Source organism: Corynebacterium sp. zg-331, assembly GCF_014267345.1.
In the GTDB taxonomy this organism is placed as follows: Bacteria; Actinomycetota; Actinomycetes; order Mycobacteriales; family Mycobacteriaceae; genus Corynebacterium.
The window spans coordinates 83078-106462 of record NZ_JACMYD010000007.1; the positions used below are offsets into that span (position 1 = coordinate 83078).

20 protein-coding genes are annotated in these 23385 nt (G+C 69.0%); 12 read left to right on the forward strand and 8 right to left on the reverse strand.

Translation table 11 applies throughout. The annotated features are described in order from the left end of the window. Positions 1-18: 18 nt before the first annotated feature. Together H7347_RS08620 and H7347_RS08625 are read left to right on the forward strand one after the other, a co-directional pair. Positions 19-882: a DUF559 domain-containing protein gene (locus H7347_RS08620; protein ID WP_186337416.1), complete on the forward strand. Its 864-nt coding sequence runs from the start codon at positions 19-21 to the stop codon at positions 880-882. Continuing rightward, positions 857-1765 (forward strand): glycosyltransferase, encoded by a 909-nt coding sequence (locus H7347_RS08625; protein WP_152823106.1) that lies wholly within the window; start codon positions 857-859, stop codon positions 1763-1765. Before H7347_RS08620 ends, H7347_RS08625 begins: the two co-directional genes overlap by 26 nt. Positions 1766-1979: 214 nt before the next feature. Here the strand turns inward: H7347_RS08625 and H7347_RS08630 are convergent, their stop codons facing one another. The 3 genes from H7347_RS08630 to H7347_RS08640 all read right to left on the reverse strand — a co-directional run bounded on the left by H7347_RS08630 (position 1980) and on the right by H7347_RS08640 (position 3333). After that, a complete protein-coding gene (locus H7347_RS08630; RefSeq protein ID WP_370513948.1) occupies positions 1980-2381 on the reverse strand; it encodes a GtrA family protein in 402 nt (133 codons plus the stop codon). Positions 2382-2467: 86 nt separating this feature from the next. Continuing rightward, positions 2468-2917: a hypothetical protein gene (locus H7347_RS08635; protein WP_152823107.1), complete on the reverse strand. Its 450-nt coding sequence runs from the start codon at positions 2915-2917 to the stop codon at positions 2468-2470. Next, complete coding sequence (locus H7347_RS08640) at positions 2914-3333, reverse strand: hypothetical protein (RefSeq protein ID WP_152823108.1); 420 nt, start codon at positions 3331-3333, stop codon at positions 2914-2916. Before H7347_RS08640 ends, H7347_RS08635 begins: the two co-directional genes overlap by 4 nt. Before the next feature lie 29 nt (positions 3334-3362). On the opposite strand from H7347_RS08640, the gene H7347_RS08645 reads away from it, so the two are divergent. The 5 genes from H7347_RS08645 to H7347_RS08665 all read left to right on the forward strand — a co-directional run bounded on the left by H7347_RS08645 (position 3363) and on the right by H7347_RS08665 (position 11414). After that, positions 3363-3581, forward strand: a complete 219-nt coding sequence (locus H7347_RS08645; RefSeq protein ID WP_152823109.1) for a hypothetical protein — start codon at positions 3363-3365, stop codon at positions 3579-3581. Positions 3582-3667: 86 nt separating this feature from the next. Beyond that, positions 3668-5083 (forward strand): FAD-binding oxidoreductase, encoded by a 1416-nt coding sequence (locus H7347_RS08650; RefSeq protein WP_152823143.1) that lies wholly within the window; start codon positions 3668-3670, stop codon positions 5081-5083. Between the two features lie 19 nt (positions 5084-5102). Beyond that, a complete protein-coding gene (locus H7347_RS08655; protein ID WP_152823110.1) occupies positions 5103-5864 on the forward strand; it encodes a decaprenylphospho-beta-D-erythro-pentofuranosid-2-ulose 2-reductase in 762 nt (253 codons plus the stop codon). A gap of 198 nt (positions 5865-6062) precedes the next feature. Continuing rightward, positions 6063-8039, forward strand: coding sequence for a galactan 5-O-arabinofuranosyltransferase (locus H7347_RS08660; RefSeq protein WP_152823111.1), 1977 nt, complete (start codon positions 6063-6065; stop codon positions 8037-8039). A 6-nt stretch (positions 8040-8045) separates the two neighbouring features. Next, a complete protein-coding gene (locus H7347_RS08665) occupies positions 8046-11414 on the forward strand; it encodes an arabinosyltransferase domain-containing protein (protein ID WP_186337417.1) in 3369 nt (1122 codons plus the stop codon). A gap of 201 nt (positions 11415-11615) precedes the next feature. On the opposite strand, the gene H7347_RS08670 is transcribed toward H7347_RS08665, so the two are convergent. Together H7347_RS08670 and H7347_RS08675 are read right to left on the reverse strand one after the other, a co-directional pair. Then, entirely contained in the window at positions 11616-12509 is an 894-nt protein-coding gene (locus H7347_RS08670; protein ID WP_152823112.1) for a MaoC/PaaZ C-terminal domain-containing protein, read from the reverse strand. Continuing rightward, positions 12510-13844, reverse strand: coding sequence for a 3-oxoacyl-ACP reductase (locus H7347_RS08675; protein WP_152823113.1), 1335 nt, complete (start codon positions 13842-13844; stop codon positions 12510-12512). A gap of 160 nt (positions 13845-14004) precedes the next feature. Here H7347_RS08675 and H7347_RS08680 point away from each other — a divergent pair, with 160 nt between their 5' ends. From H7347_RS08680 to ybaK, 3 genes are all read left to right on the forward strand, one after another. Then, positions 14005-15300, forward strand: a complete 1296-nt coding sequence (locus tag H7347_RS08680; RefSeq protein WP_152823114.1) for an acetyl-CoA C-acetyltransferase — start codon at positions 14005-14007, stop codon at positions 15298-15300. Between the two features lie 20 nt (positions 15301-15320). Next, positions 15321-17369: an acyl-CoA dehydrogenase family protein gene (locus H7347_RS08685; protein WP_152823115.1), complete on the forward strand. Its 2049-nt coding sequence runs from the start codon at positions 15321-15323 to the stop codon at positions 17367-17369. A 295-nt stretch (positions 17370-17664) separates the two neighbouring features. Next, positions 17665-18156: a Cys-tRNA(Pro) deacylase gene (gene ybaK / locus H7347_RS08690; RefSeq protein ID WP_152823116.1), complete on the forward strand. Its 492-nt coding sequence runs from the start codon at positions 17665-17667 to the stop codon at positions 18154-18156. A 9-nt stretch (positions 18157-18165) separates the two neighbouring features. Here the strand turns inward: ybaK and H7347_RS08695 are convergent, their stop codons facing one another. Both H7347_RS08695 and H7347_RS10890 read right to left on the reverse strand, forming a co-directional pair. After that, entirely contained in the window at positions 18166-19008 is an 843-nt protein-coding gene (locus tag H7347_RS08695; RefSeq protein WP_152823117.1) for a PrsW family intramembrane metalloprotease, read from the reverse strand. After that, positions 19005-19517: a hypothetical protein gene (locus H7347_RS10890; protein WP_186337418.1), complete on the reverse strand. Its 513-nt coding sequence runs from the start codon at positions 19515-19517 to the stop codon at positions 19005-19007. Before H7347_RS10890 ends, H7347_RS08695 begins: the two co-directional genes overlap by 4 nt. Before the next feature lie 23 nt (positions 19518-19540). Here H7347_RS10890 and H7347_RS08705 point away from each other — a divergent pair, with 23 nt between their 5' ends. Further along, positions 19541-21469, forward strand: coding sequence for a M13 family metallopeptidase (locus tag H7347_RS08705; RefSeq protein WP_152823120.1), 1929 nt, complete (start codon positions 19541-19543; stop codon positions 21467-21469). Positions 21470-21492: 23 nt separating this feature from the next. Further along, positions 21493-22374: an alpha/beta hydrolase gene (locus tag H7347_RS08710; RefSeq protein ID WP_152823121.1), complete on the forward strand. Its 882-nt coding sequence runs from the start codon at positions 21493-21495 to the stop codon at positions 22372-22374. Between the two features lie 129 nt (positions 22375-22503). Here H7347_RS08710 and H7347_RS08715 read toward each other — a convergent pair whose 3' ends face one another. Next, a complete protein-coding gene (locus H7347_RS08715; protein ID WP_186337419.1) occupies positions 22504-23382 on the reverse strand; it encodes a hypothetical protein in 879 nt (292 codons plus the stop codon). Between the last annotated feature and the right edge of the window lie 3 nt (positions 23383-23385).

Consider the following 23385-nt stretch of genomic DNA (forward strand, 5'->3'; position numbering starts at 1 on the left):
GGAAGCCTCCACAGGATTATGCGCGGATTGTATTCGGAAAAACAGTTAACTCCGCGCCAGCTTTGTGCCGCCTATTCCCTACTCAAACCGCAGCTCGCTTTTACCGGAGCCACCGCCATACAGTTATTCTTGGGTCAGGCGGTCACGCTGCCCCTTCGCGCGGTCGTTCCCCGAGGGAAATCGGATAAGGGGACCAAAAATCTACGCATCACGCGGAGACGCTGCCTGCCCACCACCCTTATCGAGGGCATCAAGGTGCTCTGCGCCGCGGCCGTGGTACGCGACCTTTCCCTCCTCCCGCCCACGAAGCTGGTAGCCGCGCTCGCCTCGGTTCAACGCCGACTGCACGAAAGCAGTCACGACCTCCTCAGGCGTGTTCTCGAACACCACTATGCCGGACGGAACGGACCGGCCTCTCTCACGAGCGATACCTCCCGCATGGGCACGGCCTCGCGCACGGGGCTCACCACCATTCTGAGGCGCTCCTGTATTGGGGCCGATAGCGAGACGGAACGCCGGGCCTTTCGCCCGATCAAAATGCGTGGGTGGAAAATCACGCACAACGTTAAGATTGGAAACCACTTCTGGGACGCCTATGTGGAGGGAAAACGAAAAGTGCTCATAGACATTGATGGCACGGCTTTTCACGGCAATGACGCATCCTTTGTGAAGGATCGGTGGAAAACCAACGATGCAGTCAGCCGTGGATATTACGCCTTACGCTATACCTCCGCCTGCGTGGATCACCACTGCGCAAAGGTGGTGGAGGATATCATCGCAATCGCGCGGGGACTTCATTCCCCTTTTAGGGATGATCCCGTGTGGAGATGGCATCGCAGCGTGGCAGAATGTAGACATGCTTCCACCGCTGACAAGCTCTGATTCCATCGCCGCCGTCATTGTCACGCACAACCGGGTGGAACAACTCCGCGTCTCTCTAGAGCAGGTGTGCCGACAGACCAACCCAGTGACCTGGGTCATCGTGGTGGACAACGCCGCCGAGGAATCCGTGCGCCTCCTCCTCCACGAGCTGGCGGGGAAGCGCGGCGTCTACCTCCCCAGCTGCACGAACCTCGGCGGCGCCGGCGGATTCGCGTATGGTTTCCTCACCGCGCTCTCCCTCGGTGCGGACGCAATTTGGTGCGCCGACGACGATGGCCGTCCCCGCGACCACGAGGTTCTGGCCACGCTTCTCGACACCGCCACCCGCCATAGGCTCCACGAGGTCTCCCCCGTGGTCTGCGACATCGAGGAGCCCGATCGCCTCGCCTTCCCCCTGCGCCAGGGTATGACGTGGAAACGCACGGTGGCCGAGCTGGAGGGCGGCTTCATTCCGGGCATCGCCAGCCTCTTTAACGGGGCGCTGATCTCCGCCCGGGCCCTGGAGATCATCGGCGTTCCCGATTACCGCCTCTTCATCCGCGGCGACGAGGTGGAGTATCACCGTCGGCTGGTGCGCTCCGGCCTGCGCTTCGGCACCGCCTTGACCACCGCGTATCTCCACCCGAACGGGTCGGGCGAGTTCAAGCCGATCCTAGGCGGCCGGATGCACACCCAATACCCCGACAACGACTCCAAGCGCTTCTTTACCTATCGCAACCGCGGCTACCTCATGAACCAGCCCGGCATGCGCCGACTCCTCCCTCAGGAGTACGCGCGCTTCGCCTGGTTCTTTCTCATCCAGCGGCGCGACCCCGCCGGATTCAAGGAATGGTTCTCGCTGCACCGCCTGGGCCGCCGCGAGCAATTCCGTCGCCCCGAATAGGGGTCGCGTCGACACGAAGGGGTGCCATCGGCGGGTTCGTCGGCCCGGCGGCGCGGCCACTGGCACCCCTAAGGGGAAATCAAGATCAAGGCGCGGCGGCAGGCCACACCTCGCTACAGGCAACCGCAAGGGGTGCCACCGGCACCCTGCTCACGCCGCCAACCCCCACGGTGGCACCCCTTGGAGTGGCGGGGCAGGCGAGGAGGAAGGGGCATCACCGCTCCCGGAAGATGAAGGCCCGCTGCATCACGAAGTTGATCACGGTGGCCGTGCCCTGGGAGAGGACAAAGGCCGCCACCAACGCGAGAGTATGATTCCAACCCCAGTCCTGGAAAAAGCCCTGGCCGAGGGTTTGGCCGCCCACGTTCACCCCATAGGTGATGGTGTAGAGGCCCATGACGGATAGGAATCGCCTCCAGGAGGGTTCCGCGCGGAAGGTCCATCGCCGGTTGATCATGTAGGCCACGAGCGTGCCAAAGATGAAGCCGATGGTGCGCGAGAGGGGAACGCCCATGCCCACCACCACGTTGCATACCCAGGTCAGGCCCAGATCCACCACGGCGGAGATTCCACCGCTGATAAGGAAACGGATGCCCTGGCTCTTGAGATTCTGCACGGGATCTCAGCCTACTTTAGGCCCGCGGGCGGAGCCGAAATCAATGATCGGGAACCAGGCCGCGCCCACGTCACCTGGCGGGGCGTTCAGCCCGCAGGGCGGCTAAGCGGCAGGGGCCGGACCTCGCGGCCAAAGACCTCCTGGAGATGCTTGCGGGAGCGGCGCTGGGTCTCTAGCGTGTGCCACTGCTGCACGAGCTGAGCCAGGGCGGTGGCGGTGACCCAGGCCCGCCGGGCGACGGATTCCCCGTGGTAGGCGGCGGCGAGCTGGTCGAGGTCGGGCACCATCAGGGGGTCGAGGCGCAGGCCGGTGACCGTGCCCTCGCAGGCGGCACGGATGGCGTCGCGCTCGCGGTCGATCGCGCGGGCCAGCTCGCTGACCGCCTCGGGCCCCGGGGCCACCTGCACCGCGCCGACCAACAGATCGGTGGGGTCCGCCACGATCCACGCGCCGGACATCACGGCGGTGTCGCCCACGGTGGTCTGCACGTGCCACACCACCGTGGCATCCTCCTGCTTATCGACGACCGCGATCACGCCCGCACCTCCGAGACGAGGAATACCAGGGCGGCGGCAACGGCCCCGAGCGCCGTGTGGGGGCGTCGGATCCCGCGACGGCGCAGCCGGTCCACCGCGCGGGCGCGCAGCCTGGAGCTTAAAGCCGGTAGGCAGATCAGTGCGGCCGCGCCGCAGGCGAGCCCCGCCCAGGTCTGGGCGGGGCTCAGGTCTACCTCGTCGAGCAGGGCGGCGGGATCGTTGCGGGGGTCCTCGTCGATCATGTTGAGCGCACCCACCAGGCCTGCCCCACCGACGGCGAGGACGATCTTGATCGCCGCGCGCGCCGCCCGCGAGGACACGTAATCCGGCAGCGCCTCCCATCCGCCCACGAAGGCGGCCTGGGCGAGCCGCCCGGCGCGGGTATCGTCCAGGCTGTAGTAATCCGTCTGCGTCATGCCCACCACCCTAGCTATCCTTGGGAGCCATGTTCGGAAAGAAAGGCCGGCCGGAGCAGCACGAGGCGGCGCAGCGCACCCATCTGCCCCTGGATGACTTCATGACGCGCCTGATGGCCCAGGAACTCCCGTTGCTCGACTCCACCAGCCGGGTGCTGGTGTACCAGGAGCTGCGCGAGTATCACGGCCCCGAGATCACCGCGCAAGAGGATCTTCCCGCCCGCGTGCGCGAGATCATGGATCTGTGATCCGCGCCTCGGCCTGCCCGCGCCCGCGGGGCGCTAAGGTAGGTGCCGTATCTAGTACGCCTTTTTGGAAAGATTCCTCAATGACCATGGCAGTCCAGACCAAGGAACAATCCCTCTACGGATGGGGCCGCACCGCGCCGTCCACGGCCCACGTGCTCTCCACCCCGGACGTGGACACGATCGTCAAGGCCGTGGCCCAGGTGGCGGACGAGAACTCCACCAAGCCCTCGTATGCCCGGCGCGGCGTGATCGCCCGCGGCATGGGCCGCTCCTACGGCGATCCCGCCCAAAACGGCGGCGGCCTCGTGGTGGATATGCAGCCGCTCAACCGCATCCACTCCATCGACCCGGACTCCGCTCTGGTGGACGTAGACGCCGGCGTGACCCTGGATCAGCTGATGAAGGCCGCCCTCCCCTACGGCCTGTGGGTTCCGGTGCTGCCCGGCACGCGCCAGGTGACCATCGGCGGGGCAATCGGGCCGGATATTCACGGCAAGAACCACCACTCGGCGGGTTCCTTTGGCAACCACGTGGTGTCCATGGAGCTCCTGGTGGCCGACGGCCGCGTGCTGCACCTGGAGCCGGAGGGTTCCCCGGATGACCCCACGGGCGAGCTGTTCTGGGCCACCGTGGGCGGCATGGGCCTGACCGGCATCATCCTGCGCGCCACGATCCGCATGACCAAGACGGAGACGGCCTTTTTCATCGCGGACACCGACCGCACCGAGACCCTGGACGAGACGATCGCCTTCCACTCGGACGGCTCCGAGGTCAATTACACCTATTCCTCTGCGTGGTTCGACGCCATCTCCCCCGCCCCCAAGCTCGGCCGCGCCACCATCTCCCGCGGCTCCCTGGCCACCCTGGATCAGCTGCGCGAGCTGGCCCCCAAGCTGGCCAAGGACCCCCTGAAGTTCCGCGCCCCCCAGCTGATGACGGTGCCGGACGTCTTCCCCTCCTGGACGCTGAATAAGCTCACCCTCTCCGCCGTGGGCCAGGCCTACTATCTGATGGGTGCCCCGGCGCGCAACCAGGTGAAGAACCTCACGCAGTTCTATCAGCCGCTGGACCTCATCGGGGAGTGGAATCGCGGCTACGGCGCCAAGGGCTTCCTGCAATATCAGTTCGTGGTGCCCGTGGAGGCCGTGGAGCCCTTCAAGGACATCATCAAGCAGATCCAGGCCTCCGGGCACTACTCCGCCCTCAACGTGTTCAAGCTCTTCGGCCCCGGCAACCGGGCCCCACTGTCCTACCCCATGCCGGGCTGGAACGTGTGCGTGGACTTCCCCATCCGCCCCGGCTTGGGTGCGCTCCTCGACGACCTCGACCGCCAGGTCATGGAGTTCGGCGGGCGGCTCTACCTGGCCAAGGAGTCCCGCACCTCGGCCGAGAACTTCCACGCCATGTACCCCGGCATGGAGGGGTGGCTGCGCACCCGCAACGCCATCGACCCGACCGGCGTCTTTGCCTCCGATATGTCCCGCCGTCTCGAATTGCGCTAACTACCTCAAGGAGCACGTCATGTTGAACGCAGTGGGCCAAGCCCAAAACATCCTCTTGCTCGGCGGTACCTCGGAGATTGGCCTGGCCATCGTCTCCGAGTTCCTCCGCCGCGGCCCCGCCCGCGTCACCCTGGCCGCCCGCGCCGCCAGCCCACGCATCGACGCCGCCGTGGCGCAGCTCACCCGGGCCGGCGCCGCGGAGGTGGAGGTGCTCGACTTCGACGCCACCGCCTTCGAAACCCATCCCGAGGTGGTGGAGCGGGCCTTCTCCCACGGCGACGTGGACGTGGCGATCGTGGCCTTTGGCACCCTGGGCGACCAGGAGGAACTCTGGCAGGATCAGGCCCAGGCCGTGAGCTGCGCCCAGGTGAACTACACCGGGCCGGTCTCCGTGGGCGTGCTGCTGGGCCAGGCCATGAGGAAGCAGGGGCACGGCACAATCGTGGCGCTGTCCTCCGTGGCCGGGGTGCGGGTACGCCGCTCGAACTTCGTCTACGGCGCGGCCAAGGCCGGCCTGGATGGCTTCTATACCCAATTGGGCGAGACCCTGCGGGGATCCGGCGTGCGGGTTCTCACCGTGCGGCCGGGCCAGGTGCGCACCAAGATGTCCGCCGGGCTGAAGGAAGCACCCCTGACGGTCTCCGCCGAGCGCGTGGCCAAGGACACCGTGGCCGCCGTGGCGGACGGCAAGGACATCATCTTTGTCCACCCGGCCTTCCGGCTGGTCACCGCGGCGTTTAACTTCATCCCCCGCCGGATCTTCCGCCTTCTTCCCTTCTAGCCCCGTTTTTACGGCGCTAAGGGGTGCCGGTGGCGGGGTTTCCACCCCGGCCGCCCGCCCACTGGCACCCCTTCGGGGCGGTGCGCGCGGATGCCGACGCCGCGGGAGGGACGGCGTCGCGCGGCGTGCGCATGGGGTGCCACCTCGCGGCGCCGGTCGTATCCGCCCGCCCCACTGGCACCCCCTAGACTGTTGGCCATGAGTTCTACAGACCGTTTGGGGCGGCGCGGCACCCTGCTGGCGATGGCCGCGGCCCCCACCGCGGGAGCCGCGTTCACCCTGGTCATCTGGTTCCTCGTCAAGCAGGTGACTCTGCCGGCGTTTAGCACCTCCATGGTCACGCGCGCCCTCGCCGCGGCGGGCAGCGCGGCCGTGATCGTGGTAGTGGGCGTGATGATGGCCTGGTGGATGCGCGGGGGGTGGATACCGCGGTGGCGGCGCACGCTGACCTATGCCGCGGCCTACCTCGCCCCGGCGGGGCTGGTGGTGAGCACCACGGGCCTACCGCTGGCCGCCACCCGCCTCTACATCGACGGCCTGCAGGTGGATCAGGCGTTCCGCACGCAGTTTTTGGGCCGCATGGCGCAGACCGCCTCGCTGTCGGACATGAACTACATCGACATGCCCACCTACTACCCACCCGCCTGGTTCTGGGTGGGTGGCCGGCTGGCCAACCTGCTGGGGATGCCGGGCTGGGAGGTGTATCAGCCGTGGGCGTTGATATCCATCGCGGCGGCGGCCTGCCTGTTGGTGCCGGTGTGGCAGCGGCTGCTGGGTTCCCTGCCCGCCGCCGCGGCGATCGCCCTAGTGAGCACCTGTCTCATACTGCAATTGGGCCCGCAGGAGCCCTACGCCACCATCGTGGCCCTGGGGGTGCCGGCCGCGTCGCTGATCGCGCGGCGGGCGCTGTCCGGCTCATGGTTCGCCACCGCGGGGGTGGCGGTGTTCCTGGGGTGCTCGGCCACCATGTACACGCTCTTTACCGCCTTAACGGCCGGCTCGGTGGTGGTCATGGCGCTGGTGCTGGCCGCCGTACGGCGCAGCTGGCGCCCGATCCTGCACCTGGTGGCGGCGGGGCTTGGCTCGGCCCTGTTGGCGCTGGTGACCTGGGGGCCGTACCTGTGGGCCAGCCTGCACCGGCGGGAGCGTTCGGGGGCGACCGCCATGCATTATCTCCCCGGCGAGGGCGCGGAGTTCCCCGTCCCCTTCCTCGCGGCCTCCATCGTGGGGGTCGTGTGCATGGTGGGGCTGGTGTACCTGGTGTTACATTGGCGACGCCCCGCCGAGGGGGCGCTCCTCCTGGTGCTGCTGTGCCAATACGCCTGGTGTCTGGCCTCGATGGTGCTCACCGTGGCCGGGGTGACCCTGCTGGGATTCCGGGTGGAGATGCTGGTGGCGTTGCAGCTGGCTACCGCCGGGGTGATGGGCCTTGGCTGGATGCGCCGCCGGGGGCTGCGCGCACTCTACCCGGAGCGCTTCTCCGCCGCCTGGCAGCGGCGGATCACCGTGGTGCTGGTGGTGGTGCTCAGCCTGGCCGGGGTGAAGTACACCCAGGACATCCCCACCCACCACCAGGAGAACCTGGACTACGCCTACTCGGACACGGACGGGTACGGCCAGCGCGCGGATCGCTTTGCCCCCAACGCCGCCCAGTATTACGCCCGGATCGACGAGGAGATCCGCCGCCACGGCCACGACCCGGCCGACACCGTGGTGCTGGCCGACGAGAACAGGTTCATGAGCTTCCACCCCTACTACGGTTTCCAGGCCTTTACCAGCCATTACGCCAATCCGCTGGGACAGTTCGACCAGCGCAACGCCGCCATCGAAGACTGGGCGCGGCGCTCCTGGGAGGAACTGGCCGATCCCGCGGCCTTTGCCGCGGCGGTGGACGAGGAATCCCGGGCGCACGCCTGGCGCGCCCCGGACGCGATGATCTTCCGCGGCGACCTGGAGGCAGAGCGCGAGGCGAAGCCGGGGGCCACCACCTCCGGCTTCAAGATTCACCTGGCGGAGGACATTTACCCCAATCACCCCAACATTCGCTACCGGGGCGTGTTCTTCAACCCCGCCTCCTTCGCGGACCCGCAGCGCTGGGCGCTGGCGCAGGTCGGTCCTTTCGTGGTGGTCACCCGAGTCTCGGGGGGAGCCGGCCCCGCCGGTGCCGTAGACTAACGGGCTGTGTCTGTCACCTCAGAAGCGTCTCCCGCTCCCCCGCAGCAGGCCCCCGGATGGCTCACGTCCCTCGCCATCGTCACCGGCCTGCTCGGCTTCCTTCTCTTCGTGGCCACCCCCTTCCTGCCCGTCCGGCAGGTGCAGTCCAGCCTGGACTGGCCGCAAAACGGGAGCGTGAACTCGGTCAATGCCCCGCTCATCTCCTATTCCCCGCAGGAGATGGAGGCCCGGATTCCCGTCTCGGCCCTCGAGGATCTACGCGAGGGGGAGTCACTGTTGCTGGGCACCCTGCCCGCCGACTCCACGGAGGCGGCCCACCGCGGACTCTTCATCCGCTCCTTCGACGGCGCCCTCGACGTCTCGGTGCGCGGCGAGGCCTTCTTCGACCTCACCGCCGATCAGGTGCGCGACCTGCCCGCCCGGGCGGTGCTCTCCGTGCGCTCCACGGAGGAACAGACCCGGGCCTGGATCGAGGGCACCGACTACTCCGCCACCCCGGACACCGCCGCCAAGGACGACGTCCGCCCCCAGGTCAGCGGCCTGTACACGGAGCTCGACGGCGACGCCGCGCAGCGGCTCATCGACGCCGGCCTGGGCGTCCACGTGGAGATCAACTCCCGCTTCACCTCCTCGCCCACGCCGCTCAAGCAGTCCGCCACCTGGCTGGGGCTGGCGATGATGGCGGTCTCCCTGTGGTGCCTGCTGCGCCTGGATCGCCTGGACGGCCGGGGGCGCATCCCGGTGCTGCCCGCCCGCTGGTGGCGCCCGCGCGGGCTGGACGGACTGGTGGCATCCGTCCTGGCCCTCTGGCACGTCGTCGGGGCCAACACCGCCGATGACGGCTATATCCTCTCCATGGCCCGCCTGGCGGAACGCTCCGGCTACATGGCCAACTACTACCGCTGGTTCGGGGTGCCCGAGGCGCCGTTCGGCTGGCCCTATTACGACGTCCTGGGGTGGATGAGCCGCGTGTCCACGGCCTCCATGTGGATGCGGCTGCCCGCTTTGCTCTCCGGGCTGATCGTCTGGTTCGTGCTGTCCCGCTACCTGCTGCCCCGCCTGGGCGACCGGGTCGGGGGGCGTCACCTGGCCCAGTGGACCGCCGCCCTGGTGCTGCTCGCGTTCTGGCTGCCCTACAACAACGGCACCCGCCCGGAGCCCATCATCGCGATGGGAGCGATCCTGGCCTGGGCCTCCTTCGAGCGGGCGATCGAGACCCGGCGGCTGCTTCCCGGCGCGATCGGCGTGCTGCTGGCCGCGCTCTCCCTGGCCACCGGCCCCACCGGCCTGATGGCGGTGGCGGCGCTGTTCGCGGCGCTCTCCCCGTTGCTGCGCATCGTCTACGACCGCCTGCCACTGCTCGGTGGCGGCGAGCGGGCGTCGCTGCGCAGCAACGCGGTGGCGGCCCTGGCGATGCTGGCCCCGGTGCTGGCCACCGGCACCGCCGTGCTGGTGGGGATGTTCGGCGATCAGACCTTCGCCGCCGTGCTGGAGGCCACCCGGGTGCGCTCGGAGATCGGCCCAGCGCTGCCGTGGAACGAGGAGTTCGCGCGCTACCAGTCGTTGCTTTCGACCTCCTCGGTCGACGGCTCGGTCACGCGCCGGTTCCCTATGTTTATGTTCTTTGCCTCCCTGGCGATCGTGGCGATCGCGCTGCTGCGCGGCAAAAAGATCGCGGGCACGGCCTCCGGGCCCACGGTGCGACTGCTCATCACCGTGGTGGGCACGTTCTTCTTCCTCATGTTCACCCCCACCAAGTGGACACACCACTTCGGCGCCAATGCCGGCACCGCCGCCGCACTGGCCGCCGTGGCCTCCGTGGCGCTCAGCACGGTGGCCGTGCGCTCGGCGCGCACCCGGGCCATGATCATCGGGGGGTTCCTGCTGGTCTTTGCCCTGGCCCTGGCCGGTATGAACGGCTGGTGGTACGTGTCCAGCTTCCGCATCCCGTGGTGGGATAAGTCCGTGCAGCTCCACGGGATCGAGGCCTCCTCGGTGGTGCTCTACCTCGCCATCACCATCCTGGTCATCGGCGTGGTGCTCTCCTTCCTGAGCGATATACGCCGCGCCCGCGCCGAGGCGGCGCCCCGGCGCGCCGGTGTTTCCTCCCGCTGGGCGGGACTGGCCACCGCGCCCATCGCGGTGCTCAGCGCCATAGTGCTGGCCTTCTCCCTGCTGAGCTTCGGCAAGGCCTTTGCCAGCCAGTACCCGGCCTACACCGTGGGCCTGGGTAACCTGCGCAACCTCGGGGGCAACAGCTGTGGCCTGGCCGCCGACGCCCTGGTGGAGACCAATACCAACGCCGCCTTCCTCACCCCCGTGGACGGCGTCCCCTTGGCCGAGTCCCTGGAGACCGGGGACAACCGGGGCTTCGGCCCCAATAACCTGCCCGACAGCGTGGAGAAGGAGAAGGCCGATACCACCAGCCCGGGCGCGGCGATCTCCGATCAGGTGGATTCCGACGACGCCGCGGGGAGCTCCGATTCCGGCCAGGACAACGGCAATTCCGGCGGCCTGCGCACCACCAGCCAACGCAGCGCCAACGGCTCCACCCACGAGCTGCCCTTCAACCTGGACTACACGGTGGTCCCGGTGCTCGGTTCCTACCAGGAGGAGGAGCAACGGCCCGCCAGGGTCACCACGGCCTGGTATGAACTGCCCGCGGCCCGCGAGGAGGCGCCCCTGGTGGTGGTGTCCGCCTTCGGCAGGATCAAGCATCACGACATCAACGGCATCGAGCAGGACGGCCAGAACCTGGTGCTCCAATACGGCACCCGCCAGGCCGACGGCTCCGTCACCGATACCGGCTCCGTGGAGATGTACGACGCCGGCCCCACCCCCAACTGGCGCAATCTGCGCTACCCGCTGGCCGACCTACCCGAGGGGGCGAACGTGGTGCGCATCAAGGCCGAGGACATCAACCTCAACGAGAACGAGTGGCTGGGCATCACCCCACCCCGCGTACCCACCCTGGACAGCCTCAATAGCGTGATCGGTTCCGAGCAACCCGGGCTGCTCGATTGGCCGGTGCCCCTGCAATTCCCCTGCCAGCGCACCTTCGGCCACTACGCGGGGGTGACCGAGATTCCCACCTATCGGATCTCACCGGATTATCCCGGCAAGTCCACCCTCACCCCGGTGCAAAACTACACCGGCGGCGGTCCGATGGGCACCGTGGAGGCCGTCAACGAGTCCTACGAGCTGCCCAGCTACCTGCGCGACGACTGGCGCCGCGACTGGGGCTCCATCGAGATCTACGAGCCGCGCACTAACTCCGAGGATCAAGCCCCCGACACCGCGGAGATCACCCAGAAGGAGGTCACCCGCTCCGGCCTGTGGAACCCCGGCGAGATGAACATCGACACCAAGGGGTAAGTCTCGCGGGGCCATCGACGCGAAGGGGTGCCACCGGCGGGGCTCGGATCCGATTCGAGCGCGCAGTGGCACCCCTTAGCGTTAGTGGTGAGCCACGGATGGCACACCCCGTGCTGGCCTACCCCCCACGCACGAAGGGGTGCCACCAGGAAGGCCGCCGCCCCGCGACCGCACCCGGTGGCACCCCTTCGCGTCGAAGAATCAGAGCCGTTCCAGCTTGGCCACCGCGTGCAGCGTGGTCGGCTTGGTGGCCTTGCGGAGTTGGAAGGCCCAGCCCTCCTCGGAGCGCTCGGCGTAGTAGCCGACCCGCGCGGGCAACACCACCGGTTTGACGAACTCCACGCCGTAGCGCGCGGAGTCGGGTACCTGGCCCTCCACGCCCGCCAGGATCGCGGCCGCGGACCACATGCCGTGGGCGATCGTGGCGGGGAAGCCGAAGGCCTTGGCCCCCAGCGCGGAGACGTGGATGGGGTTCTTATCCCCGGAGGCCTGCGCGTACTTCTTAATCTGCGCCGGGGTAACCCGCCACTGGCCGGTGGGGGTGCCCGTGGGCACCGGGGGATGCTCGCCGAAGAGGGAACCGCTGTCTTCTGCCGCGTCGGTGGGGCCCGCCAGCCGAGCGCCCTTGGCCAAAAAGCCCGAGGTCTGGCGCCAGACGGGCTCACCGGCTACCTCGATCTCGGTGATCATATCGATGAGCAGGCCCTTGCGGTGCGGGCGAAGGTTGTCCGCCCGCACCGCAATGTCCAGGCTATCGGTCATGGTGATCGGTCGGTACTGCTCGATCACGTTGGTCAGGTGCACCGCTCCCACGGCGTTGAATGGGAAATCCGGCGCCCCCATCACCTTGATGGCCAGGGGGAAAGAGAGCACATAAGGATAAGTCAGCGGCACGACATGACCCAGCCGCAGGCCCGTGGCCTGGGCATAGGCCGCCACGTGGGCGGGGTCCAGGGTCACCCCGCGCACCCCGTAGGAGGTGGTGGGGTTGCCGGTAACGCGTCGCTTAGTGCCCACGACGGGCAGCAGGTCGCGCGCCGCGTTCCCGTACTCACTCATGAGATTGGGGATGGTGGGGAGGTCGTGGTGCGTCATCTAGGCCCCCAGGAGGTTCTGGCCGCACACGCGCACGGTGTTGCCCGTGACCGCGCCGGAGGCATTGCCCGCGAGGTAGGCGATGGTCTCGGCGACGTCGATGGTCTGGCCCGCCTGGGAGAGGGAGTTGAGGCGGCGTCCCACCTCGCGCGGGCCGAACGGCATGGCGGCGGTCATCGCAGTCTCGATGAACCCGGGCGCCACGGCATTGACGGTGATGCCGCGCTCGGACAGCTCCTCGGAGAAGGTGTCCACCAGGCCCACCACGCCGGCCTTGGTGGTGGCGTAGTTGGTCTGGCCGCGGTTGCCCGCGATGCCGGCCATGGAGGACACGCCCACCACGCGACCGCCATCGGCTAGGCCGCCGTTGGCCAGCAGGCCCTCGGTGATGCGCACGGGGGCCACGAGGTTGATGTTCTGCACCATCGCCCACTGGCCCTCGTTCATGTTGGCCAGCAGCTTGTCCCGGGTGACGCCGGCGTTGTGCACGACGATGTCGATGGCGCCGCCGTGGCGCTCGGCGGCGTGCTTGTGCAGCTGGTCGGCCGCGTCCGGGGCGGTCACGTCGAGCGGCAGGGCGGTGCCCTTGACCCGGTTGGCGGTCTGGGCCAGGCCCTCGCCGGCCTGGGGGATGTCCACGCAGATGACCTTCGCGCCGTCGCGGGCCAGCACCTCCGCGATGGTGGCGCCGATGCCGCGCGCGGCCCCGGTGACGGCCGCGATCTTACCTTCGAGGGGTTTATTCCAGTCGGCGGTGCCCACGGCGTTCGCGGTCACCCGGATCACCTGGCCGTCCACGTAGGCGGACTTGCCGGAGAGGAGGAAGCGCAGGGTGGACTCGGCGGCGGTGAGGTCGGCTTCGGGTGCGACGTAGACCAGCTGCGCGGTGGCCCCGCGGCGCAGCTCCTTGGCCAGGGAACGGGTGAAGCCCTCGAGGGCTCGCTGGCAGATGTGCTCGTCGCGGTCGGCTACCAGCTCGGGCGTGGTGCCCAGCACCACCACGCGGGCGCAGGGGGCGAGCTTGCGCATCTGGGGCTGGAGGAAGTCGTAGAGCTCGTGGAGATCCTCGGGGCGGGCGATGCCGGTGGCGTCGAAGACGATGGCGCCGCGCTTGGTGTCGGCCTCCGGGCCCACGTACTGGTAGTCGCCGCCGAGGAGGTTCTTGATCCCCCCCTCGAAGCGGCTGCCGGGGGCACCCCCGGTGACCACGGGGGCGTCGAGAAGCGGCTCGCCGGGGGTGTATCGCCGCAACGGCTCACCCTGCGGCACCCCCGCTTTTCCCGCGAGGGGGGAGTTGATGAGCTGTTCTAGCAGGCCTTTGTGGGGAGAGGGCATGAGGTGATCTCCTAACGTCGTGGGGGTCGGCGCTTTGCTTGCGCCAGATCTTTGTCTACCGTAGCAGCCAAGTTAGTGATTCACATTATAGATTTTCACACGCTATGCTTTGAGTCACGTTAAACTGTCGCGCAGAGATCCCTACTAGGACGGAGCACACATGACTAACCCCCGCAAGGTCGCGATCCTCGGTGGAAACCGCATCCCCTTCGCGCGCTCCAACAAGGAGTACGCCAACGCCTCCAATCAGGACATGCTCACCGCGGCCATCGACGGCGCCGTGGCGCGCTACGGCCTCCAGGACGAGGACCTGGGCCTGGTGGCCGCCGGCGCCGTGCTCAAGCACTCGCGCGATTTCAACCTCACCCGCGAGTGCGTTCTCGGCTCCGCGCTGGGGTCGCGCACCCCCGCCTTCGACGTGCAGCACGCCTGCGGCACCGGGCTCACCAGCGCCATCCAGGTGGCCGACGCCATCGCCCTGGGGCGCATCGACTCCGGCCTGGCCGGCGGCGTGGACACCACCTCGGACGCCCCCCTGGCCGTGGGCGACGACCTGCGCCGCACCCTCATCAAGCTCAGCACCGCCAAGACGGCCGGCGACCGCCTCAAGCTGCTGGGCTCCATCCGCCCCTCGCAGCTGGCCCCCGAGCAGCCGCGCAACGGCGAGCCGCGCACCGGGCTTTCCATGGGCGAGCACGCCGCCATCACCGCCCGCGAGTTCGGCATCAGCCGCGCCGACCAGGACGAGCTGGCCGTGCAGTCCCACCGCAACCTGGCCGCCGCCTACGAGGCCGGGTTCTTCTCCGACCTGCTCACCCCCTTCCTCGGGGTGCAGCGCGACACGAACCTGCGGCCGGACACCAGCGCGGAAAAGCTCGCCAAGCTCAAGCCCGTCTTCGGGCGCAAGGACGCCGAGCAGCACGGCGCCCAGGCCACCATGACCGCCGGCAACTCCACCCCGCTGACCGACGGCGCCTCCGTGGCCCTGCTCTCCTCCGAGGATTGGGCCCGCGAGCACAACATCCTCGTGCGGGCCTGGCTCGTGGACTCCGAGACCGCCTCCGTGGACTTCGTGCACGGCCCCGACGGCCTGCTCATGGCCCCCACCTACGCCGTCCCGCGGCTGCTGGCCCGCCACGGTCTGAGCCTCCAGGACTTCGACTTCTACGAGATCCACGAGGCCTTTGCCTCCCAGGTGCTCGCCACCCTGGCTGCCTGGGAATCCACCGACTACTGCCGCGACCGCCTCGGCCTCGACGCGCCGCTGGGCACCATCGACCGCAGCAAGCTCAACGTCAAGGGATCCTCGCTGGCCGCCGGGCACCCCTTCGCCGCCACCGGCGGGCGCATCCTCGCCACCGCCGCCAAGACCCTGGAGGAAAACGGCGGCGGCCGCACCCTCGTGAGCATCTGCGCCGCCGGCGGCCAGGGCGTCGTCGCCATCATCGAGCGTTAATCATTTCCTAGGAGTTCATCATGACCGATAAGAACCGCCCCACCCCGGAAAAGGGCAGCCCCCGCACCCTGCCCACCACCCCCGACCCCGCCGCCGCCAAGGATCTGCGCAAGCTCCTCGACGGCCGCTGGGCCAGCTCCCGCGAAATCTTCCGCGAGGCCGTCAGCGACCGCGGCAAGGAGCTGCTGCACGATCCCACCCTGAGCATGGACGAGGCCCGCGAGGCAATGCTCGATAAGCTGTCCATCCTGGCGGAAACCGGCATGCAAAAAGGCGTATTCGCCCCGGAAAACGGCGGGTTCGGAGACACCGGCGCCACCCTCACCGGCCTGGAGATGGTGGGCTACGCCGACCTGTCCACCATGGTCAAGGGCGGCGTCCAGTGGGGCCTGTGGGGCGGGGCCGTGGATGCCCTGGGCACCGAGCGTCACTCCCACTACGTGCGCGACATCATGGATCTCAAGCTCCTGGGCTGCTTCGGCATGACCGAGCGCGGCCACGGCTCCGACGTGCAAAACATCGAGACCACCGCCACCTACGACCCCGAGACCAAGGAGTTCATCGTGGACTCCCCCACCCCCTCGGCGGAGAAGGTCTACATCGGCAACGCCGCCAAGCACGGCACCATGGCCGCGGTCTTTGCCCAGCTCTACACCCCCGGCACGAAGGAATCGCACGGCGTTCACTGCCTGCTGGTCCCCATCCGCGGCGAGGACGGCAACCCCCTGCCCGGCGTGACCATTGGCGATCACGGCCACAAGGGCGGCCTGCTCGGCGTGGATAACGGCACCCTGAGCTTCGATAAGGTCCGCGTCCCGCGCGAGGCCCTGCTCAACCGCTTCGGCGATGTCTCCGAAGACGGCGTATACTCCTCCCCCATCGAGTCTCGCAACCGCCGCTTCTTCACCATGCTCGGCACCCTGATCCGCGGCCGCGTGGCCGTGGGCGCCGCCGCGGGCGCCGCCACCCGCGCCTCCCTGACCATCGCGGTGCGCTACGCCCTGCGCCGCCGCCAGTTCGAGGGCCTACCCGGCAAGGAAAAGCGCCTGATCGACCACCGCGCCCACCGGCTGCGCCTGCTGCCCCGCCTGGCCCGCTCCTACGCCCTGGCCATGCTGCAAAACCAGATGATCGAGCGACTGCACGATCAGACCGCCGCCATCAACCGCGGCGAGTGGGACGTGGCCACCCCCACTGAGGAGCAGCTGCGCAAGCAGCGCGAGACGGAATCCCGGGCCGCCGCCGTCAAGGTGGCCGCCACCGCGCACGCCACCGACACCATCCAGGAGTGCCGCGAGGCCTGCGGCGGCGCCGGATACATGGCGGAGAACCGTCTGACCATCTTCAAGGGCGACTCCGACGTGTTCACCACCTTCGAGGGCGATAACACGGTGCTCCTGCAGCTGGTGGGCAAGGAGATCATCACCGCCTACGCCCGCGATCTCTCCGACCTCTCGCCCATCGACATGGTGAAGTTCAGCGTGGAAAGCATCAGCGATGTCCTGCGCCAGCGCACCTCCATCCCGCTGGCGGTCCAGAGCCTCATCGACCGCGTGGGCGACCGCGAGGAGAGCTCTCTCTTCGACGCCGGCTACCAGGCCAAGATCATCCAGGAGCGCGAACAGAACCTGCTGAAGTCCCTGGCCCGCCGCCTCAAGGACGCCAAGAAGATGGAACCCGCCGACGCCGTGAAGCTCGTGGACCGCGCCCAGGATCACCTCATCGACCTGGCGTGGGCCCGGATCGACACCATGCTCATCGAGGCCCTCATCGAGGCCGAGACCGAGCTGCCCACGGACTCCCCAGCCTTCCCGCTGCTGGAGCAGGTGCGCCACCTTTTCGCCCTCTCCACCATCCTCAAGCACGCGGGCTGGTACCAGGAGAAGAACATCCTGTCCGGCAACCGCACCAAGGCCGCCCGCGCGGCCGTGAACGACCTCGTGGATTCCATCGGGCCGTGGTCCGGCGTGCTGGTGGACGCCTTTGGCATCCCCGACGTCCTGGTGGACGTGCCCATGCTCAACGACTCCGGCGTGGATCCGCTGCCTACCGCGGGAGCCAAGGAGTAGGCTCCCCCGAGTTTCTCCCAGGCCGGTGCGCTTCCCGCGCGCCGGCCCTTTTTGTGCTTGCGGGTCGAGGTTCGGCCCACGCCTCCCCTCTGCGTGGCACCTCCGCGGCGCTAAAGGGTGCCACCACGAGTGTTCGAGGCGTGAACCCGGGGCCAGTGGCACCCCTTGGGTAAGAGAGGGGTACAGGGCCGCAGCCCCCATCGACGCCAAGGGGTGCCATCTCGCCCTCACCCCGCCCGCGCCACCGCCCACTGGCACCCCTTGGTGTTGGTGGGGGCGCTCTAGACTCGACCCCATGCCAAAGAAGAACGCGCACGCCACCCCCGCCACGCTGGCCCTGGAGAAAGCGGGCCTGCCCTTCAAAACCGTGACCTTCGAGCACGACCCCGCCAATCGCCACTTCGGCCAGGAGGCCGCCGCGGCGCTCGATAGGCCGCCGGAGCAGATCGCCAAGACGCTGCTGGTGGAGTCGGATCAGGGCCTGGCGGTGGCAGTGCTTCCCGTGACGCATCAGCTGAGTCTCAAGGCGATGGCGGCCGCGCTGCACGCCAAGAAGGTCACCATGTGCGATCCGGCAGTGGCGCAGCGGGTGACGGGGTATGTGGTGGGCGGAATCAGCCCGATCGGGCAGAAAAGGCGCCTGCCCACAGTGGTGGACGCCTCCCTGAACAACCGGGAAGAAATATTAGTTTCCGGCGGCAGAAGGGGCTTCGACCTGGTGCTCAGCCCGGAGACCCTGGTGCGGGCCACCGGGGCGGCGTTCGCCCCGATCGCGCGCCACGACTAAAACGCACCGCTAAAGCGTCACCACCGGTTCCTTGCTGTAGGCGTAGGTATCGTCCCCGCGCGCCTGCCGGTTTCCTCGGATAAAGAGCCATCCGGCCAGCGGGTACATCACCAGGCCCACCGCGATCATGTTGAGCACCTGGTGCAGCTGCGCATCGGGTAGGAGGTTCCAGGAAAAGTGCAGCCCGAAGGCCACGAGGAACCAGCCCAGGCCCCGGGCGATCCGCCAGCGCGGGGAGGCCTCGGCGGTGTAGAGGGCCACCCCGATGCCCCAGCCGGCAATGCCGGTAAACACGATGTGGAGGAAGGGGCCGGCGAGCAGCCGCAGCACCCAGAGGCGGAGGGCGCCGGTGGCGTCCGAGTTGGGGTCGAGGATCGCGCCGTTGGCACCGTAGAGGAGATTTTCCACGGTCTCGAAGCCCAGGCCCACCACGGCCCCCACGATGAGGCCGTGCCAGGGGCGGTTGAGTCGGCGGAAGCTGAGCAGGATTAGCATCACGCCCAGGGCCTTGAGGCATTCCTCGGGGTAGGCCCCGCCGAGGGAGGCCTCCACGAGGTCCCAGCCGAGTTTCTCGGGGATCTCGCTCAGCGGCGTGGCCAGGATCATCACGAGGCCGAGCGAGGTTCCGGCGCCCCAGATCAGGGCCGGGAGCACCCAGAGGTGCGCCCCCGCGGGCCACATGGGGCTCAAGCGCAGCAGCCCCACGATGAGCAGGACGTAGCACAGCCCCAGGCCCACCCCGATGCCCAGCGCCGCGGGGCTCAGGATCAGGTCGTTGGCGAGCTGGAGCAGGAGGCACAGCAAGCCCAGCGCGGTGCCGATGCCCAGGGTGATGGCAAAGAGTCGATTCATCGCTGCCGCGCCTCCTCGGTCAGGGCATCGAGGATCGTGTCGATAATCCCCTGCTGGGGCCCCTCGAGGACCACGCCCAGGTATTGCCCGTCCGGGCCCTCGTGCAGGAGGGCGACGCGGGAGCCGTCGATAAGCAGGGGGATGCCCTCGTGCTCGGTGCGGGAGGCCTCCGGCCCGGGGTAGGCCAGGTCCGCGCTGACGCCGCGCAGGAGGCGGCGCAGGGTGAGATCCGGGTCCTCCACCCCCTCCATCACGGTGGAGCTGAGCACGCTTTCGCCGCAGATCCACGTCTCGACGAGGGAGAAGCCGCTGCTGCGACACGTCAGCCCCGGCACGGGGATCTTCCAGTCGGAGCCGAGCGCGCCGAGTTCCACGGCGTCGGCGGTGGCGGAGCGCTGCGGGATGGCGGCGTTGAGGGCCGCGGGCGCGCCGAAGTACACGGCGAGCGCGGCCAGCAGACCCCACCACAGCGGCAACGGCCTGTCCGGTTGGAGACGGTATCGCGGCATGCCACCACAGTACAGTGGGGCCCATGCAGAATCTGTACGAATTTATCAACGGCCCCTGGCTGGCCTCGCACACCATTCCCGCCGATCGCGGCGTGGACGGCACCTTCCACGCGTTGCGCGACGCCGCCGAGGCCGACGTCCACCGCATCCTTCAGGACGACGACGGTCGCGGCGGCGCCCTCTACGCCGCCTTCATGGACACCGAGGCGCTTGACCTGGCCGGGGTGGAGCCGCTGCGCGACGACCTGGAGCGGATCGCCGCCGCGCGCAGCCCGGAGGATCTGGCGCGCCTGCTGGGCGAATTAGACCGGGAGGGCGTGGGTGCCCCGGTGGGATTCTGGGTGGCCAAGGATTCCGGGGGCGACACGGACGTGGCCTACCTGGTGCAGTCCGGGCTGGGGCTGCCCGACGAGGCCTACTACCGCGCCGAGGAGCACGCCGAGACCCTGGCCGCCTACCGCGCCCATGTGGAGCGGATGCTCGGCTTCCTTTCCCTCGACGACCCGGCCGGGGCCGCCGAGGCCGTTGTGGGGTTGGAGACCCGCTTGGCCCGGGGCCACTGGGACGTGGTGGACAGCCGCGACGCCCTCAAGACCAACAATCCCACCGAGTTCGCGGACCTGCCCGGCATCGTGCAAACTCTGCTGCGCGGCGCCCGCCTCCCGGAGCGCCGCCTCATCGTGCGCGAACCCTCCTACGTGGCCCACCTGGCCGACCTGCTCGCCCCGGAGCACCTGGAGGAGTGGCGGCTGTGGGCCACCTGGCACCTGCTCAGCGCCCGCGCGAGCGTGCTCAGCCCGGAGATCTCCGAGGCCAACTTCGACTTCTTCGGCCGCCGCCTCTCCGGCGCCACCGAGCAGCGCGACCGATGGAAGCGCGCGGTGGGGCTGGCGGAATCCCTGGTGGGCTACGAGATCGGGCGCGCGTACGTGGAGCGCCACTTCCCCGCCAGCTCCAAGGAACAGATGCTCACCCTGGTGGATTACCTCACGGCGGCCTACCGGGAGCGGATTGCCGCCCTGGATTGGATGACGCAGGAGACCAAGCAGCGCGCCCTAGACAAGCTCGGCCTGTTTCAGGCCAAGATCGGTTACCCGGCCGCCTGGCGCTCCTACGAGGGCCTCGATTTCTCCCCCCGGGGCGAGGACCTGGTGGCCAACGTGCGCGCGGGCTCGGCCTTCCTGCACGACTACGAGGTGAACAAGGTGGGCAGGCCCACCGACCGCGCCGAGTGGGTGAGCACGCCGCAGACGGTCAATGCCTTCTACAACCCCACCGTCAATGACATCACCTTCCCCGCCGCCATCCTGCAACCGCCGTTCTTCGACCCCCAGGCGGACGCCGCCGAGAACTTCGGCGCCATCGGCGCGGTGATCGGCCACGAGATCGGCCACGGCTTCGACGACCAGGGCTCGCAGTACGACGGCCACGGCAACCTCCGCAGCTGGTGGAGCGACGAGGATCGCGTAGCCTTCAGCGCGCTCACGGAGAAACTGGTCGGGCAGTTCGACGGCCTGGTGCCCACCGTGCTGCGCGGGCAGGACGAGACGGAGGGCGCGCCCGGCGTGAACGGGCGCTTCACCCTGGGGGAAAACATCGGGGACCTCGGCGGCCTGGGCATCGCCGTGGTGGCCTACAAGAATTGGCTGGCCGATCACGGCCAAGACGGCTCCGAGACCGCCCCCTTCGACGTCGAGGGCGCCGACCCCCGCGTGGCAGACACCGAGTTCACCGGCTTGCAGCGCCTCTTCCTGGCGTGGGCGCGGGTGTGGCGCACCGCGATCCGCCCAGAGATGGCCACCCAATACCTGGCCATCGACCCCCACTCCCCGGCGGAATTCCGATGCAACGTCATCGCCGCCAACGTGGCGGAGTTCTACGAGGCCTTCCCGGAGACCGGCCCGGATTCCCCCATGTGGGTGGCCCCGGAGGATCGCGTGCGCATCTGGTAGCGCGCTGCCCTACCCTGGTGGCCATGAGTGAGGACAACACCGAGCGCCAGGCCTTCCGGGTGGGCGGCATCGACCGCGAGTTCACCGAGCAGCAGCAGCTAGAGCAGCTGGGCGCCTACATCGACGCCCACTATCCCCTCCCCTCCTTTACCCCGCCGTGGGCCGGGGGCACGGGCGATCCCCGCCCCGCCGACCGATGGACGGCGCTGCTGCCCGATCGCCTCACCCACGCCGCCATGCTCATGCTGGGCGCGGGCCTCGATCATTCCATGCCCGGCGTGGCCTTTGGCTCCGATACCACCACGCGCGAGGTTCCCGAGGTGGGCGGGCGCGTGTTCCAACCGCCGCGGCCCACCGGCCGATGGGCCGTCTCCCTGCACTCCGGGGGATGGTGGCGCGGCTCCGGGGAGGCCCTGGAGCATCAGTGGCGGCCCGAGGTGGCCGCCGCGGCCGCCCTGTCCGGCACCACCATCCTGGATCTGGACTACCCGCTGGCCCCCGCCCACGACCTGCCCCGGATCGTCGCGGCCGTGCGCGATGGCGCGGACTACGCCCGCCACCAAGGGGCGCTGCACGTCACCGGCTGGGGCTATTCCTCCGGCGCGGCGCTGGCGGTACTCGCCGCCTCCTTCTTCGACGCCCTCGCGCTCACCTTCCCCGACCTCGGATCGGTGGCCGCGCTGCCGGAGGAGGTGCGCGCGGGCGTGGAACTGCCGCCCGTGGCCCGCTGGCCGCGCACCCTCGTGCAGATCGCCTCGCGCGACGAGATAGCCGAGGTTCCCGCGAGCCTGGAGGGAGCCGACCACGTGGAGGTGCGCAGGCTCACCGCGCGCCACCGCATCTCCACCCCCGAGGTGGCCCGCGCCAAGATTCGCGGCGTGGCGGAGTTTCTCTCCCGGCGCTAACTCGCAGCGCTAAGGGGTGCCAGTAGGACTGCCGTGGGGCGCGTGGGGCAGCGATGGCACCCCTTGGGGTTGTTGGCCCGGCACCCCGCCCAGTGACACCCCTTCGGGTTGGTGCGGGGCCGTAATCCCCTAGCCGCAGATCGGCAGCGCGCGGAGCAGGGCACCGGGTACGGCGGCGTCGTCGCTGATGAAGACGTCGCGCACCCCGAACGGGTCGAGGCAGGCCACCTTCTGCTTGATCTCCTCGCCGGTGGCCATCTCGCTGGTCTCGGTCGTGGTGCTGCCCTCATTGACGGGGGCATCGGGCAGGGCCGGGGTCGCGGGAAGGGCCGGGGCATCGGGAACCACGGCGCCCATCACGTCCTGGGTGTGCTGGTCGCGGGAGCCGTAGGTGTTAGCGGCGAGGCTAAAACCGGGGCCGTAGGAGGCCGTGGCGTGCACGGTGTGGTCGTCGGCCCAGCCGAACTTGGTGCCCAACACGCCCGGCACGCGGGAAGTGCCGTAATCCTGGGGATAGCCATCAGCGCCGCGCGGGGCGGCGGTGCGCATCCCCTCGAAGAGGGGCTGGGCCACGGGGTCGTGCCGGATGGCCTGAAGGAAGGAGGTGACGTCGTTGGTGCTGGTGGTGGTGTTGCCCCAGAAGCCGTTGTGCCGGGTATCGGCCAGGCCAAACTGGGCGATGACCTCGGGAATGGCCTGGGGATACCGGGACTCCAGGGCGGAGGCGGTGGCGTCCTCGGAGTAGCGGATCATGTTTTCCACCCGGGCGGCGTCCTCGGGCGCACCGTGCGCCAGCACCCAATACCCCAGGTAGAGCTTGGACAGCGAGAGGGCCGGGCGGGATTCCGAGGCGTTCGCGGTAGCGATGGCGGGGCGGCCCGCGATATTCAGCGTCATCTGGGTGCGCGCGGGCACGAACGCGGGCTCGATGGTGAGGGCCTGGGCGGCGGGGGCGCAGGCCAGCAGCACACCGGCGGCCGCCAGGGCCCGCAGGGAAATAGTACGCATATT

Bases quoted from the DNA above. Each gene is read 5' to 3' on its own strand.
- H7347_RS08680 (WP_152823114.1), top strand. From the start codon at position 14,005: ATGACTAACCCCCGCAAGGTCGCGATCCTCGGTGGAAACCGCATCCCC.
- H7347_RS08705 (WP_152823120.1), top strand. From the start codon at position 19,541: ATGCAGAATCTGTACGAATTTATCAACGGCCCCTGGCTGGCCTCGCAC.
- H7347_RS08710 (WP_152823121.1), top strand. From the start codon at position 21,493: ATGAGTGAGGACAACACCGAGCGCCAGGCCTTCCGGGTGGGCGGCATC.
- H7347_RS08645 (WP_152823109.1), top strand. From the start codon at position 3,363: ATGTTCGGAAAGAAAGGCCGGCCGGAGCAGCACGAGGCGGCGCAGCGC.
- H7347_RS08675 (WP_152823113.1), bottom strand. From the start codon at position 13,844: ATGCCCTCTCCCCACAAAGGCCTGCTAGAACAGCTCATCAACTCCCCC.
- H7347_RS08640 (WP_152823108.1), bottom strand. From the start codon at position 3,333: ATGACGCAGACGGATTACTACAGCCTGGACGATACCCGCGCCGGGCGG.
- H7347_RS08660 (WP_152823111.1), top strand. From the start codon at position 6,063: ATGAGTTCTACAGACCGTTTGGGGCGGCGCGGCACCCTGCTGGCGATG.
- H7347_RS08620 (WP_186337416.1), top strand. From the start codon at position 19: ATGCGCGGATTGTATTCGGAAAAACAGTTAACTCCGCGCCAGCTTTGT.
- H7347_RS08655 (WP_152823110.1), top strand. From the start codon at position 5,103: ATGTTGAACGCAGTGGGCCAAGCCCAAAACATCCTCTTGCTCGGCGGT.
- H7347_RS10890 (WP_186337418.1), bottom strand. From the start codon at position 19,517: ATGCCGCGATACCGTCTCCAACCGGACAGGCCGTTGCCGCTGTGGTGG.
- H7347_RS08670 (WP_152823112.1), bottom strand. From the start codon at position 12,509: ATGACGCACCACGACCTCCCCACCATCCCCAATCTCATGAGTGAGTAC.
- ybaK (WP_152823116.1), top strand. From the start codon at position 17,665: ATGCCAAAGAAGAACGCGCACGCCACCCCCGCCACGCTGGCCCTGGAG.
- H7347_RS08695 (WP_152823117.1), bottom strand. From the start codon at position 19,008: ATGAATCGACTCTTTGCCATCACCCTGGGCATCGGCACCGCGCTGGGC.
- H7347_RS08650 (WP_152823143.1), top strand. From the start codon at position 3,668: ATGGCAGTCCAGACCAAGGAACAATCCCTCTACGGATGGGGCCGCACC.
- H7347_RS08625 (WP_152823106.1), top strand. From the start codon at position 857: ATGCTTCCACCGCTGACAAGCTCTGATTCCATCGCCGCCGTCATTGTC.
- H7347_RS08715 (WP_186337419.1), bottom strand. From the start codon at position 23,382: ATGCGTACTATTTCCCTGCGGGCCCTGGCGGCCGCCGGTGTGCTGCTG.
- H7347_RS08685 (WP_152823115.1), top strand. From the start codon at position 15,321: ATGACCGATAAGAACCGCCCCACCCCGGAAAAGGGCAGCCCCCGCACC.